This is a genomic window from Noviherbaspirillum sp. ST9 (assembly GCF_048799745.1).
GTDB lineage: Bacteria > Pseudomonadota > Gammaproteobacteria > Burkholderiales > Burkholderiaceae_D > Noviherbaspirillum.
In genome coordinates this window covers 274015-288852 of sequence record NZ_JBLWFR010000003.1, presented here as the reverse complement: position 1 = coordinate 288852, position 14838 = coordinate 274015, and the positions used below count along the sequence as shown (strand labels likewise).

Here is a 14838-nt window from a genome sequence, read left to right as displayed (position 1 = left end):
CACAACGCCAGAGATATTGAGCCGATACGGACCATGCCGATCACAATCCGATGGTTGCCGAGAAACAATACAATTCATCTATCCCCACCTCACTGCAATGCCATGAAGCCCATCGACATCCTGCTCGCGCTCATCGTTGTCCTTATCTGGGGCTTCAACTTTGTCGTGATCAAACTCGGCCTCCAGGGCCTGCCGCCGATTCTGTTCACCGCGCTCCGGTTCGCTTGCGCGGCCTTGCCGATGGCATTCTTCATACGCAGGCCCGACGTCCCATTGCGACTGCTTGGCGGCTACGCTGCATTCCAGTTCGCCTTGCAGTTCACCCTGCTGTTTTCAGGGATGCAGGCAGGATTTCCACCCGGCCTCGCCTCGCTGGTGGTCCAGTTGCAGGCCTTCTTCACGATTGGCCTGGCCATCTTGATGCTCGGCGAGCGGCCGCATCTGCCGCAAATCGCCGGCGCACTGATCGCCTTCGCCGGCATGGGACTGGTCGCCCTGCACCTCGAAGCCCGTGCGACGCTGATCGGCTTTCTGATGGTGATTGCTGCCGGATTTTCATGGGGCGTGGGGAACATCTTCACCAAGCGCATTGGCAAGGCAGACGCGCTGGCATTGGTTGTCTGGGGATCACTGCTGGCTGCGCCGCCACTCCTGCTCGCATCGCTGGCGCTCGAGGGACTGGAAGCGATTGCGGCGGCGCTGCAAGGCATGAACTGGCTGTCGGGCGGGGCGATCCTGTTCCAGGCCTATCCGACGACCATCCTTGGCTTCGGCATCTGGGCCATGCTGATGCGGAAGTATCCGACTGCCACGGTAGCGCCCTTTACCCTGCTCGTGCCGGTCGCCGGAATGTTGAGTGCGGCATGGGTGCTCGGCGAGCCGCTGCAATGGTGGAAAATTGCCGCCGGCATGCTCGTCCTGACCGGGCTTGCGCTCAACCAGTTCGGTGCGCGGCTGATCAGTGCATTCGCATCCTCCAAATGAAAAAGGCGCACCAATTTCGGCGCGCCTTTTTCGTCAGACCTGAAACGTCTTACTTGCTATGTTCGCGGTTGTAGGCCGCAACGCCGTTCAGGATTTCCTGCTTGGCTTCTTCCGGACCGAACCAGCCTTCGACCTTGACCCACTTGCCCGGCTCGAGATCCTTGTAGTGCTCGAAGAAGTGCTGGATCTGTTGCAGGCGGAGTTCGTTCATGTCTTCCGGCTTCTGCCAGTGCTTGTAGATCGGCAGGACCTTGTCGACCGGCACGGCGAGCAGCTTGGCGTCTCCGCCGGCTTCGTCCTTCATGCGCAGGACACCGATCGGACGGCAGCGCACAACGACGCCAGGGATCAGCGGGAACGGCGTCACGACGAGCACGTCGACCGGGTCGCCGTCGTCGGAAATGGTCTGCGGAATGTAGCCGTAGTTGCACGGATAGTGCATTGCCGTGCCCATGAAGCGATCAACGAAAATCGCGCCGGTTTCCTTGTCGACTTCGTACTTGATCGGATCGGCATTCATCGGGATTTCGATGATGACGTTGAAATCTTCCGGGACGTTGCGGCCGGCGGGAACATTGCTCAAGCTCATGATGCACTCTCAGTAGAAATGAAAATTCGGAAATGCCGAGATTATAACGGCAATCAGAGCGAGCTTGTGCGACGCAGCACGTCTTTGAGAAAGCTTGCCGACGTGATTGACACACGTCAGCAGAGCGTCAGGATGGAATGATAAAAGCAGCGGGAATGCCTTGCCTGCCGCGTTACAGGAGGGTGGCCAGCGCGCACTGGCGGTAATGCGCCGCCGCCTGATCGGGCTGGTTGAGTGCCTCATGCATCTGCGCCAGCTTGAGATGCGCCTCGCGCACGGTTTCCGCCTCGCCGGCATCCGATAGCGCACGCTCGAGATGGCGTTGCGCCTTGCCCCAGAGTTTCTGCCGCAGGCACAGCGTCCCAAGGGTCAGCGAGAGTTCCGCATCGGCCGGATGCGATTTTGCCCATTCCTCGCAGCGCTCGATCTGCGCAAGCAATTCCGGCGAACCTTCGCCACCGGCGGAATTCGCGTAAGCGCGAACCAGCCGCTCGTCCCACTCGACCGCCAATGCCTTCTCGACAACGCTCCGGGCCTCGTCGTGCAAGCCCTTCGCATTGAGGGCCCGGGCAGCGCGAATCGCAACGAATGGCTGCGTCTTGTCTTCTGCGGGAATGGTGGAAAGCACACGACGGAGGGATTCCGCATCGTGCGCCTGGTGGGACAGCAGATCTTCGTAGGCCATTTCCCGCAGCCTGCGCGAGAGTGCCGGATGCAGGGCACTGCGCTTGTCGAGCATACGCACCAGGCGCAATACTTCGGGCCAGTTCTTGGAACGCTGATTCGCCTTCAAAGCAAGTCGAAGTGCATGGATGTGGCGGGTGCCACTGGAATTCAGCTCCTTCACCGAATCCAGCGCGAGATCCGGTTCATGTCCGTCAATCGACAGCTCGATCGAGGTCATCAGGCGGGCTGTCTTGAGGGACGCATCCTCCTGCGCCTTGTTCAGCCACACGTCGCGGCGTTCCGGGCGGCCGATACGATGGGCGGCGCGGGCGGCGATCAGGGCCGAGAGTCCGGCATTGTCGGGCGATTCTGCGGCGCGGGTTGCGGCCTTTTCGGCGTGGCCGAAGCGACCCTCGAACAGGGCTTTCAACGCATCGCGCATGGCGCGGTTGCCCTCGCGGTCGCGCTTTTCACGACGGTACGCCGCGACCCGGTGCGGCATTTGCTGGGTGCTGCGAATGGCATTGAAAATGGCAAACAGCACCGCGAACAGCAGCGCGGCCAGCACGATGAACAGGTTGAGCGACATGTCCACCCGGTACGGCGGGTAGAAGAAGACGACGTTGCCCGGGTTGAACCGCGCGCCGACGGCAAGACCGATGGCGGCGGCAAAGAGAATAACGAGCGACAGGAAGATACGCATCGTTATGGCTTCGCCTTGTAGTTGCGCACCGCGTTCAGGCTTTCGGCCAGCGTCGGCATCTCAATGGAGAGGTTGCTTGCCTGGACCTGGCGCAGCAGGGCCTGCGTTGTCTGCGTCTGCTTGGCGCGGGTGTCGAAGTACTTGGCGATGGCGTCCTGGGCGGCGATCAGGTCGCTGCGGAAGGCGGATTCATTGCGGGTCAGCAGCGCCAGGCGGGCGTTGAGCAGGCGCAGCTTGACGTTCTCGCGGGCGTAATACGCCTGCGTCGGCGAAAGCAGCAAGGCGTCGGAGGTCTCGACGTTGCGCACGCGGATCAGTTGGCGAATCTCGCTCCACATCTCACTGGTCCAGCTGTGCCACACCTCTTCGAGGTCGCCGAGCCAATCGGAACTCGGCGCGCCCGGTGCCTGCGCCTTCGACGACTCGACCGCCTTCGGCGCACGGCGAGGCACGCGCGGTTGCGTGGCGGCCGCAGCCGGCTTTTCGTCTGCCAGGAGCGGCATGCTGTCGATCTGGCCGATGATGCTGTCGAGACGCAGTGCGATGCCCGTCAGGTCGACCGTGGGCAAGGCCTTGAGACGCTCCAGATCCTTCGCGATTGCGCGGCGGATGATGATGAATTGCGGCTTGTCCGAGCGGGAAAGCCGGTTGTCGGCATTCTGCAGCGCGATCACGGCACCTTGCACGTTGCCGGCGAGCTGGAGCTGCTGACTCGCGGTGGACAGGACCTGTTCGATCTCGGCCAGCGCCCAGTCGTCGCGATTGCGGGACAGCTCTTGGTAAAGATGTTCCAGTGCGAGTTGCTGGCTTTGCGCCTCGACCTGCTTGCCTTCGAGGACGTTCACCTTGGCCTGCAGCTCCTTCATGCCTTCCTGGACGGAACGGACGATCACCTTCGTTTCGGTGCTCACCGATTCACCGGTCTTCAGGCGTAGTGCCATCTCTTCACGCAGCCGGTCAACCTCGCGGTCGGACGTCCACCACTGTGCCGCCAGCAGGAGCGCGAGTGCCCCCAGTGCCCCGTAGACGAGGCGGCCGGAGGCATTGTCTTTTTGGTAAGCAGGTGAGGCGAATTCGGCTCTTTGCGGCGCGGCGCCCGTCTGCGCTGGCTGATTTGCGTCGGAAGAAGATGGCAGTTCGTTCATGCTCGAAATTGTAACGCGGCTAACAAGGGTTCGTCCCCGGATCCTGTCTGCACGATATTGGCGAAACCAAGCGCGCGGGCGCTTTCCGCGATGCGCACATGCGGGACGACGAGACATTGCTGTTGCATTTTCACCACGGCAGCCTCGCCCCCGGTGTCGCGCACCATCTGCAGGAGGATGCGCAGCGCCTCTGAACTGGTGATGATCCAGTCCGCGCCGGATGCGAGCAAGGTGTGCAGCTGCGACTTCTTCGCATCATCGAGCGCGGGCGCCTCCCTTCTGTATGCGGCGACCTGTTCAACCTGCACGCCATGATTGCGCAACGCATCGGCCATCAGTTCGCGTCCGGTTTCCCCCCGCAGGATCAAGACACGCTTGCCGCGCAGGGCATCAAGATCAAGCGCTTCGATCAGTGTCTGCGAATCCGTGCGCAGTGGGTCGACAGGACTGAAGATGGTGGCATTGGCGGTCGTCAGGCCGTGTTGCGCGAGCGCTGTCTTGCTGCCCTCGCCGACCACCGCAAGCGCGACGTGGGCGGGCCATTGATCGATGTGCGCGAACGCGGCGTCAATCGCATTCGGACTGACGAAGGCGACCATCGCATAGCTGCCGACATTCCGTAGCGTCGCCTTCAGCGTGGTCTGGTCCGGAAGGGGGAGGATTTCGAGCAAGGGAAATACGACGGCGTCGCGCCCGAGCGCGGACAGTTTTTGCGCCAGCACCGCGGCCTGCGCCTGCGGCCGCGTAATGACGACCGGACGAATACCTGTATTTGCCATCCTGCGTTGCCGCCCTGTCGAAGTCTTCGATTGGAAAAGTGGGATGCTGCGCGGCGGGAGCCGCGCAGCGAGTACCGTCAGCCGGCGTCCATCGCCTTGCATGCGGCAAGGATGTCTTCGGCGCCCTCGCCCTGCAGGGTGGTGGCGATCTGCTTGCCGAGTGCATCCGGCGCATTGGCCGGACCGGTGGCATCGGCTGTCGCAATGCGCTTGCCGTCGGGCGTCGCCACCATCGCGCGCAGATGCATGGTACCGGCGTCCACCGTGGCGAATGCCGCCAGCGGAATCTGGCAGCTGCCGCCGAACACGCGGGAAACAGTACGTTCCGCGCTCACCGCCTGCGCGGTGGCTTCGTGATTGAGCGGCTCCAGCAAGGCCATCAGGTCGTCGCGGCCGTCGAGGATCTCGATGGCCATGGCGCCCTGGCCCGGCGCAGGCAGGCTTTGCTCGGGGGCGATCAGGGAGCGAATGCGCTGCGGCATGCCGAGGCGCTTGAGGCCCGCGGCCGCGAGGATGATCGCGGCATACTCACCACGATCAAGCTTGCCAAGGCGGGTATCCAGGTTGCCGCGCAGCGGTCGGATCACGAGATGCGGATAGCGCGCCGCGATCAACGCCTGGCGACGCAGGCTGCTGGTGCCGACGATCGCGCCGGCCGGCAGGTCGTCAAGAGACGCATAGTCATTGGACACGAAAGCATCGCGGGGATCTTCCCGCTCCAGCACGGCTGCGAGCTTGAACCCCTCCGGCAGTTCCATCGGCACATCCTTGAGCGAATGCACGGCGAGGTCGGCGCGGCGTTCTTCCATCGCCACCTCAAGCTCCTTGACGAACAGGCCCTTGCCGCCCACCTTCGACAGCGTGCGATCCAGGATCTGGTCGCCCTTGGTGGTCATGCCCAGAATTTCGATACTGCACTGCGGATATAATGCCGACAACCTTGCGCGGACATGCTCTGCCTGCCACATGGCGAGGCGGCTCTCACGCGACGCGATCACGAGTTTTGCGGGTGGGGTTACTTTCACGACGTGCACTTTCGATGTTCGTTGATGCGAACCTGGCTCGGATCGCAGAGGCGCAAATTTTATCATGCGCATGTCCCCCAACCGTGCTCGCAGGCCACTTTTCCCCAATCGATTGCAGACATTCAACATGGCTAATCAAGCAAGCTCCACGACCGACAAGGACGCACCGCTGAAGGAAGACATCCGCCTGCTGGGGCGCCTGCTCGGTGTCGTGCTACGCGACCAGGAAGGCGAAGCGGTCTTCCACGTCGTCGAGACCATCCGCCAGACGGCAGTGCGATTCCGGCGTGAATCCGACCCGCAATCGGGCACCGAGCTGAACAGGTTGCTCAGGAAGCTGACGCGCGACCAGACGATTTCGGTCGTACGGGCGTTTTCGTATTTCTCGCATCTCGCCAACATTGCCGAAGACCAGCACCACAATCGCCGTCGCCGTGCGCACTTGCTCGCGGGCTCGGCCCCGCAACAAGGCAGCATTGCGTATGCGCTGTCCCGGCTCGACGATGCCGGCGTGTCCGGGGCGGCGGTACGAGGCTTCTTCAAGGGAGCGCTGGTATCGCCGGTACTGACCGCGCATCCCACGGAAGTGCAGCGCAAGAGCATCCTCGACGCTGAACGCGAAATCGCGCGCCTGCTGGCTGAACGCGACCATCCGCTGACCACGAAGGAACTGGCACGCAATACCCAGCTCCTGCACGCCTGCGTGGCAACGCTGTGGCAGACCCGGATGCTGCGCTACTCGAAGCTGACCGTGGCCGACGAGATCGAGAACGCGCTTTCCTACTACCGCATCACCTTCCTGCGCGAGCTGCCCGCCCTGTACGAAGACATCGAAGCCGAGATCGCATCGCACTTCCCCCAGCGTCATGCATCCTCCGACGAACTTCCGCCGTTCGTGCAGATGTGCAGCTGGATTGGCGGCGACCGCGACGGCAATCCGAATGTCAATGCGGACACGATGAAACACGCGCTTGTTCGCCAGTCCACTGCGATCTTCGATTTCTATCTCGACGAAGTGCACGCTTTGGGCGCTGAGCTGTCGATTTCGACACTGCTCGTCGCCGTCAGTCCGGAACTTCAGGCGCTGGCCGACGCCTCGCCCGACCAGTCGGCGCATCGCTCGGACGAACCCTACCGCCGGGCACTGATCGGCCTGTATTCGCGTCTCGCCGCCACCGCGCGCATGCTCGGCGCAGCCCATGTCTTGCGACAGGAAGTCGGCGCGGCCGCACCTTACGAAGCACCGGAAGCATTCACGCACGACCTGAAAGTGCTGGCAGATTCCCTGCAGTCCCATCACGGCGCCGTGCTGGTGAGACCAAGGCTCGCGGTGCTCAAGCGTGCATCCGAGATCTTCGGCTTCCACCTTGCCACGCTGGACATGCGCCAGAGTTCCGACGTGCACGAACGCGTCCTGGCCGAACTGTTTTCGCGCGCCGGGGTCGAGAAGAATTACAGCATACTGGGCGAAGAAGACAAGGTAGCGCTCCTGCTTGCCGAGCTTGGCAAGCCGCGCCTGCTGTACTCGCCCTACCTCGCCTACTCTGCCGAGGCGGAATCCGAACTCACCATCCTCCGCACGGCACGTGAAATCCGCCGCCGCTATGGCGATCGGGCTATCCGCAACTACATCATCTCGCATACCGAAACCGTCTCAGACCTGCTTGAAGTGCTGCTCCTGCAAAAGGAAACCGGCCTGCTGCACCAGGAATGGGACACGGAGACTGGTGAAGCTTCGAACGCCCGCAACGAATTGATGGTGATCCCGCTGTTCGAAACCATCCCCGACCTGCGTTGCGCCGCTGGCATCATGGACCGGTTCATGTCCTTGCCCCAAGTGCGCCGCCTCGTGGCGAACCAGGGCGACCTGCAGGAAGTGATGCTCGGCTACTCCGATTCCAACAAGGATGGCGGCTTCCTGACCTCCAACTGGGAACTATACAAGGCGGAACTCGGCCTGGTCGAACTGTTCGATCGCGCCGGCGTCAAGCTGCGCCTCTTCCATGGCCGCGGCGGCACGGTCGGCCGCGGTGGCGGCCCGAGCTACGACGCGATCCTTGCGCAGCCGGCGGGTACGGTCAACGGCCAGATTCGGCTTACCGAACAAGGCGAAATCATTGCATCAAAATTCTCCAACCCGGAGATCAGCCGCCGCAACCTCGAACTGCTCGTCGCTGCCACCCTGGAGGCCAGCCTGATGCCGCATGCAGCCGAGGGAAAGCGGGCCAGGAAACTCGCCGGTTTCGAAAGCGTGATGGAGGAATTGTCGGAACACGCGTACCGCGCCTATCGCAATCTCGTGTACGAGACGCCTGGCTTCACCGACTATTTCTTCGCTGCGACGCCGATCGCCGAGATCGCCGAACTCAACATCGGCTCACGCCCTGCCTCGCGCAAGTCGACGCGGCGCATCGAAGACCTGCGCGCCATTCCCTGGGGCTTCTCCTGGGGACAATGCCGTCTTTTGCTGCCGGGATGGTACGGTTTCGGCAGTGCGGTCGCGTCCTGGCTGGACGAGGCGGAAGACGCCAAGGAACACAAAAAGCGTGTCGCGACGTTGCGCGAGATGTTCAAGGAGTGGCCGTTCTTTGCCACCCTGCTGTCGAACATGGACATGGTTCTCGCCAAGGCCGACCTCGCCGTTGCTTCACGCTATGCGGAACTGGTGCCCGACCGGAAGGTGCGCAATGCGATCTTCAAACGCATTCTGGAGGAGCATGAGCGGACCACGTCCAGCCTGGCCGTCATTACCGGTGCGCGCGAAAGGCTGGCAGGCAATCCGCTGCTGGCCCGCTCCATCAAGAACCGGTTCGCCTATCTCGATCCACTGAACCACCTGCAGGTGGAACTGATCAAGCGACACCGTGCGGCAAGCGCGGAGGGACGCACGCTTGATGAACGTGTGCGTCGTGGCATCCACCTCTCGATCAACGGTATCGCCGCGGGGCTGCGCAATACCGGCTGATTTACTTGACGAGCGCCTTGACAACCGGCCACTGCCGGCGCGAAATGGGAAGGCGCTCGTCGACATCGCGCAGGATCACCTGCCATGATTCCTGCACGCGATCACCGTCTCCTTCTCCATCCACCGGGAGTGCCCCGCGCTCAACGCCGACAATCACGTCACGCGCCACCAGCGCCTTGCGGTGCACGCGCACGAAAACCTCGCCCAGCTCTTCCTCGATGGAAGTCAGCGACTCCTCGATCAGGTACTCGTGCGTGCGTGTGCGCAAGGTGACGTACTTGAGCTCGGCCTTCAGGTAGATGACATCGCGCACAGGCACAAGCAGCACCCGGCCGCGTTCCTGCACCGAGAAATTCTGGCGCACTCCCTGCCCGGCCTTCGATGCGGTGGCGATGGCGGCTCCCTGGGTTGTACGCAGGGCGGCGGCGCGCTGGATTGCTTCCGCCAGACGTGATGCGCGAACCGGCTTCAACAGGTAATCCAGCGCATGGACCTCGAATGCCTTCAGCGCATATTCATCATAGGCGGTCACGAAAATGACGGCCGGCGGTGATGGATTCCGCATGAAGCATGACGCAAGCTCGAGACCTGTCATGCCCGGCATCTGCACATCGAGGAGAACGATATCGGGCGCGGCCAGTGCGACGCCGTCAATGGCGAGCTGGGCGCTGTCGGCCTCGCCAGCCAGTTGATGCGGACACTCCTCCGCGATATCGGACAACAGCGTCTTCAATCGTGCACGCGCGGGCGCCTCGTCATCCACAATAAACAGGCGGGGAATCATGCAACACCTTTCACATAGGGGAACCGCAGCCGGGCCTCGAACACGTTGCCGTTGGCGGCGGTCACCAGCAGCGCTTCCACATCGAACAGCAGCGCGAGGCGTTCGCGGATATTTTCCAGCGCCATCCGGTTCCCCGCCTCGACGGAAGCGCCGCCATGATAGGGATTCGTCACGACAATCTCGATCTTGTCCATGAATCGCGCAACGGTCACTTTGATCTGTGCAGGCTCGACCGTCGGCTCGACTCCGTAGTGCACGGCATTTTCAATCAAGGGCTGCAACAACAGCACCGGCACCTGGGCGCGACGCAGGACTTCGCCATCGATGTCGCCCATTTCCCAGAGCACGTCCATGCGATCACCCATGCGAATTTTTTCAATCGAGAGATATTGCTGGCACAAGCGGATTTCATTGTGCAGCGATGTCATGCTGCGAGGGTCGCTCATCAACACGCGAAACAGGTCAGCCAGATCTTCCAGGGTGTTCTCCGCCCTGCGCGGCTCGGTCCTGATCAGCGACAACGCGGCGTTCAGGCTGTTAAAAAGAAAATGCGGGCGGATGCGCGCTTGCAGCGCCTGCAGCCTTGCCTCGACGATCGCCGGCGAAAAGGCACGCTTGCGCAGCTCGAAGTAATGCTGGAAAAAGGCACCGAACAGTCCGGCCAGCACCATGCCCTTCTCGGCACTGAATTCACCAAAACTGCCGGCAAGGCCACTGCTTAATGTGAACAAATGAATAACGGCGCCGGTGACCGCCACCGGCACCAGAATACTCGCGGCCCGCTGCGGCCACCCCGGAAGGTGCCCCGGCAAGATGCTGCGCAGCAGCAGCTGGCGCAAACCACACAACGCAAACAGGGACCAGAGGCATGAGAGCTCGATCACCATCGACGCTTCCACGAACTCGAACGTGCCTGCCGCCCAATCACGCGCCTGCGCCATGATCCCAGCAAACGCGGCAACATTCACCCCGATCAGGCTGCGGAAAACCACACCGATGTTGCAACAGTCGGGAATAAGGATGTCGGCGGGTCGGCTGGCCGTGTCGGGAGCGGCGGGGAGCGGCATGGGAGTTATAATCATGGATTCACCGGGATTCAATTATGACAGCACAACTTTCCAAAAAAGGCGAGGCTTGGTCCGCCCGCTTTTCCGAACCAGTCTCCGACCTCGTCAAACGTTATACCGCATCGGTGTTCTTCGACAAGCGCATGGCCGACGCCGACATCCAGGGCTCGCTGGCGCACGCCGAGATGCTGGCCCACCAGGGCATCATCAGCCAGCAGGACCACGCCGACATCCAGCGCGGCATGGCGCAGATCCAGTCCGAGATCGCTTCCGGCAAGTTCGAATGGCTGCTCGATCTCGAAGACGTCCACCTGAACATCGAAAAGCGCCTGACCGAGTTGGTCGGCGACGCCGGCAAGCGCCTGCACACCGGCCGCTCCCGCAACGACCAGGTGGCTACGGATATCCGTCTCTACATGCGTTCCGCCATCGACGACATTACCGGCCTGCTGCGTGACCTGCGCCTTGCCCTGGTCGATCTCGCCGAGAAGAATGCCGACACCATCCTGCCGGGTTTCACCCACATGCAGGTTGCACAACCGATCACCTTCGGCCACCACATGCTGGCCTATGTTGAAATGTTCGGCCGCGATGCCGAGCGCATGGCCGACTGCCGCAAGCGCGTGAATCGCCTCCCGCTGGGCGCTGCTGCCCTCGCCGGCACCACCTTCCCGATTGACCGCGCACGCGTGGCGAAGACGCTCGGCTTCGACGATGTCTGCCACAACTCGCTGGACGCCGTGTCGGACCGTGACTTCGCAATTGAATTCTGCGCCGCCGCGGCGCTGGTCATGACCCATATCTCCCGCATGTCGGAAGAACTGGTGATCTGGATGAGCCCGCGCGTCGGCTTCATCGATATCGCCGACCGCTTCTGCACCGGCTCGTCGATCATGCCGCAGAAGAAGAATCCGGATGTGCCGGAACTGGCACGCGGCAAGACCGGCCGCGTGAACGGCCACCTGATCGGCCTGCTCACCCTGATGAAGGGCCAGCCGCTGGCTTACAACAAGGACAACCAGGAAGACAAGGAACCGCTGTTCGATACGGTGGACACCGTCACCGACACGCTACGGATTTTTGCCGACATGGCGCGCGGCATTACGGTCAAGCCGGAGGCAATGCGTGCCGCGGCGCTTCAGGGCTACGCGACGGCGACCGACCTTGCCGATTACCTGGTGAAGAAGGGCCTGCCCTTCCGCGATGCACATGAAGCCGTCGCGCATGCCGTCCGCGCGTGTGAGCAGCGCGGCTGCGACCTGGCCGATCTCACGCTGGAAGAAATGCGTGCGTTCTCGCCGCTGATCGACTCGGATGTCTTCAACGTGCTCACGCTCGAAGGCTCTGTCGCCGCCCGCAATCACATCGGCGGCACCGCCCCTGAGCAAGTCCGCACCGCCATCGCGCGTGTACGTAACCAGCTCGGTTAATCCGTCCTGCATTCCCTCCGCTGCCGGCAAACGTGCCGGCAGCCCTCGTCTTCCCCGCCTGCAGATTTTCCTGAAAACGCGTATGCTGTCGTCGCGATGACATTCTCTGCGCGACCGCCCGGCGCGCATCGAAGAGATGCATCTCCTCCCCTCCGTTGTTGCGCACCCACATTTGCGTAGTTCTACGTAAGGACTTCTCCGTAAAAATGCGCTTGAAACATGAAAAAAACAGGGGCTTTTGCGACGCAGCATGAAAAGAATATTGCGCGCTCTCCGCACTTGTTCGCTTGCACACTGAAATGTCATATACTGCGCCGAACCTCAGGGTCAGGCATTACGCAGTATTCCGACCGCATAGAAAAAACCCGCGGTCCGGCACCAATGATTTTTCATTAATGGAGACAAAATCATGTCTTTTTTACTCTCGTTATCGAGATTCATTGACGCGCTCAATGAAAAGATAGGCAGCGGCGTCAGCTGGGCCTTGTTCATCTCGGTGCTCATCTGTACCGGCAACGCGCTGGTCCGTTATGTCTTCCACACCAGCTCCAACGCTTGGTTGGAAATCCAGTGGTATCTCTTCTCGGCGATCTTCCTGCTCGCCACATCGTACACCCTGCGCCGCAACGAACACGTCCGCATCGACGTCGTTGTAGGTCACTTTTCGAAGCGCACCCAGGTGTGGATCGATGTCTTCGGCTTCCTGGTTTTCCTGCTGCCGATGACGTTGCTCGTTCTCTACTACGCCGTACCGTACGCTTGGGAATCCATCCACAACCAGGAAGTCTCCAGCAACGCCGGCGGCCTGATCGTCTGGCCCGCAAAACTCCTGATCCCGGCCGGCTTCCTGCTGCTCACGCTGCAAGGTATTTCCGAACTGATCAAGCGTATCGGCTTCCTGCAGGGCAAGGTGGATGCAAGCGCATTCGACAAGCATTCGACCACCCCCGAAGAAGAAATCGAGGCGATCAAAGCCGCGAACAACCTCAACTGATCGTCCGGAGACAGATTAAATGGAGCAATTCCTGATTGCGAATATGGCGCCGATCATGTTCGGTACCCTCGTCGTGTTCCTGCTATCGGGTTTCCCGGTCGCATTCGCACTGGCGGCAAACGGCCTTTTCTTCGGCCTGATGGGCATCGAACTCGGCCTGCTGAAACCTGAACTGCTGCAAGCACTGCCGAACCGCATTTTCGGCATCATGGCCAACGATACGCTGCTGGCCATTCCGTTCTTTACCTTCATGGGCCTCATCCTTGAGCGCTCCGGCATGGCGGAAGACCTGCTCGACACCATTGGCCAGCTCTTCGGCCCGGTGCGCGGCGGTGTTGCCTACGCGGTGATTTTCGTCGGCGCGCTGCTGGCGGCAACCACCGGCGTGGTGGCTGCATCCGTGATTTCGATGGGCCTGATCTCCCTGCCCGTGATGCTGCGTTATGGCTATGACAAGAAACTGGCATCCGGCGTGATCGCTGCGTCCGGCACGCTGGCGCAGATCATCCCGCCGTCATTGGTGCTGATTGTGATGGCCGACCAGCTTGGCCGTTCCGTTGGCGACATGTATAAGGCCGCATTCGTTCCGGGCCTGTTGCTGACGGCAATGTATGCGGGCTACGTGCTGGCGATGTCGATCTTCAAGCCGCACTCGGTTCCTGCCCTGCCGCCGGAAGCGCGCAACCTGCGCGAGCCGAACGGCAAGAGCGGTGTCATTTCCCTGCTCGCACTAATCGCCGTTGCAACCGGTGCAGCGTTTGCATTCGCCGAGTACTACGCCGCTACGCATCCGAAGGCTGCCAGCGACGAAGTCGGCATCTACTCCGCAGCAGTCGCGATCATCGGCGCGTTTGTCCTGGCGTTGATCAACCGCCAGCTGAAAATGGGCCTGCTGTCGCGTATGGCCGAGAAAGTTGTCTTCGTGCTGATCCCGCCGCTGGCACTGATCTTCCTGGTGCTCGGCACGATCTTCGTCGGTATTGCAACCCCGACCGAAGGCGGCGGCATGGGCGCGTTCGGCGCACTGATCCTGGCGCTGATGAACCGTCGCCTGTCCTGGTCGCTGATGAAGCAGGCAATGGACTCGACCACCCGTCTGTCCTGCTTCGTGGTGTTCATCCTGATCGGCTCCAGCGTGTTCGGCCTGACCTTCCGCGCAGTCAACGGCGACCTGTGGGTGGAACACCTGCTGACCTCGCTGCCCGGCGGCACGATGGGCTTCCTGATCGTGGTGAACCTGCTGTTCTTCGGCCTGGCGTTCTTCCTGGACTTCTTTGAGCTCGCATTCATCCTGGTGCCGCTCGTCGGTCCGGTGGCCGACAAGCTTGGCATCGACCTGATCTGGTTCGGCGTGCTGCTCGGCGTGAATATGCAAACCTCGTTCATGCACCCGCCATTCGGCTTCGCGCTGTTCTATCTGAGGTCGGTTGCACCAAAGGAAGTGACGACGTCAGATATTTATTGGGGTGCGGTGCCATTCGTGCTGATCCAGGTGATCATGGTGGGCCTGATCATCGGCTTCCCGGACATCGTCTCGATCGCCGAAAAGACTGACATGAAGGAACAGATCGAGCTGAAGATCGACCTTCCTGGCCAGGACCAGGGTGGCGAGACTCCCCAGCTGAACTTCTCGACCGAAGGTGACAACAAGGACGGCGGCGCTCCGCAGCTGAACTTCTCAACCGAACCGGAAGAAAAGAAGTAATT

12 protein-coding genes are annotated in these 14838 nt (G+C 61.6%); 5 read left to right on the top strand and 7 right to left on the bottom strand.

What is annotated here, in order from left to right; all coding sequences use genetic code 11:
* Positions 1-102: 102 nt before the first annotated feature.
* Positions 103-984: an EamA family transporter gene (locus ACNOHI_RS07815; RefSeq protein WP_420474111.1), complete on the top strand. Its 882-nt coding sequence runs from the start codon at positions 103-105 to the stop codon at positions 982-984.
* 49 nt (positions 985-1033) lie between these two features.
* On the opposite strand, the gene ppa is transcribed toward ACNOHI_RS07815, so the two are convergent.
* The 5 genes from ppa to hemC form a co-directional block, all read right to left on the bottom strand.
* Positions 1034-1573, bottom strand: coding sequence for an inorganic diphosphatase (gene ppa, locus ACNOHI_RS07810; RefSeq protein WP_420474110.1), 540 nt, complete (start codon positions 1571-1573; stop codon positions 1034-1036).
* A gap of 172 nt (positions 1574-1745) precedes the next feature.
* The gene (locus tag ACNOHI_RS07805) at positions 1746-2942 is read right to left on the bottom strand and encodes a heme biosynthesis protein HemY (protein WP_420474109.1); all 1197 of its coding nucleotides are present in this window, start codon (positions 2940-2942) and stop codon (positions 1746-1748) included.
* 2 nt (positions 2943-2944) lie between these two features.
* Positions 2945-4087: a uroporphyrinogen-III C-methyltransferase gene (locus ACNOHI_RS07800; RefSeq protein WP_420474108.1), complete on the bottom strand. Its 1143-nt coding sequence runs from the start codon at positions 4085-4087 to the stop codon at positions 2945-2947.
* Positions 4084-4866 (bottom strand): uroporphyrinogen-III synthase, encoded by a 783-nt coding sequence (locus ACNOHI_RS07795; protein WP_420474107.1) that lies wholly within the window; start codon positions 4864-4866, stop codon positions 4084-4086. The genes ACNOHI_RS07800 and ACNOHI_RS07795 overlap by 4 nt, the downstream gene beginning before the upstream one ends.
* A 77-nt stretch (positions 4867-4943) precedes the next feature.
* Complete coding sequence (hemC, locus tag ACNOHI_RS07790) at positions 4944-5891, bottom strand: hydroxymethylbilane synthase (protein WP_420474106.1); 948 nt, start codon at positions 5889-5891, stop codon at positions 4944-4946.
* A 127-nt stretch (positions 5892-6018) separates the two neighbouring features.
* Between hemC and ppc the strand changes: the two genes are divergently transcribed.
* Positions 6019-8856, top strand: coding sequence for a phosphoenolpyruvate carboxylase (gene ppc / locus ACNOHI_RS07785; protein ID WP_420474105.1), 2838 nt, complete (start codon positions 6019-6021; stop codon positions 8854-8856).
* 1 nt (position 8857) lies between these two features.
* Here ppc and ACNOHI_RS07780 read toward each other — a convergent pair whose 3' ends face one another.
* Together ACNOHI_RS07780 and ACNOHI_RS07775 are read right to left on the bottom strand one after the other, a co-directional pair.
* Complete coding sequence (locus ACNOHI_RS07780; protein ID WP_420474104.1) at positions 8858-9640, bottom strand: LytR/AlgR family response regulator transcription factor; 783 nt, start codon at positions 9638-9640, stop codon at positions 8858-8860.
* Positions 9637-10707, bottom strand: a complete 1071-nt coding sequence (locus tag ACNOHI_RS07775; RefSeq protein WP_420474103.1) for a sensor histidine kinase — start codon at positions 10705-10707, stop codon at positions 9637-9639. The genes ACNOHI_RS07780 and ACNOHI_RS07775 overlap by 4 nt, the downstream gene beginning before the upstream one ends.
* A gap of 35 nt (positions 10708-10742) precedes the next feature.
* Between ACNOHI_RS07775 and argH the strand changes: the two genes are divergently transcribed.
* From argH to ACNOHI_RS07760, 3 genes are all read left to right on the top strand, one after another.
* Positions 10743-12137, top strand: a complete 1395-nt coding sequence (gene argH, locus ACNOHI_RS07770; RefSeq protein ID WP_420474102.1) for an argininosuccinate lyase — start codon at positions 10743-10745, stop codon at positions 12135-12137.
* A gap of 409 nt (positions 12138-12546) precedes the next feature.
* Positions 12547-13131 (top strand): TRAP transporter small permease subunit, encoded by a 585-nt coding sequence (locus ACNOHI_RS07765; protein ID WP_420474101.1) that lies wholly within the window; start codon positions 12547-12549, stop codon positions 13129-13131.
* A 19-nt stretch (positions 13132-13150) separates the two neighbouring features.
* Positions 13151-14836, top strand: coding sequence for a TRAP transporter large permease (locus ACNOHI_RS07760; RefSeq protein ID WP_420474100.1), 1686 nt, complete (start codon positions 13151-13153; stop codon positions 14834-14836).
* Positions 14837-14838: the final 2 nt, after the last annotated feature.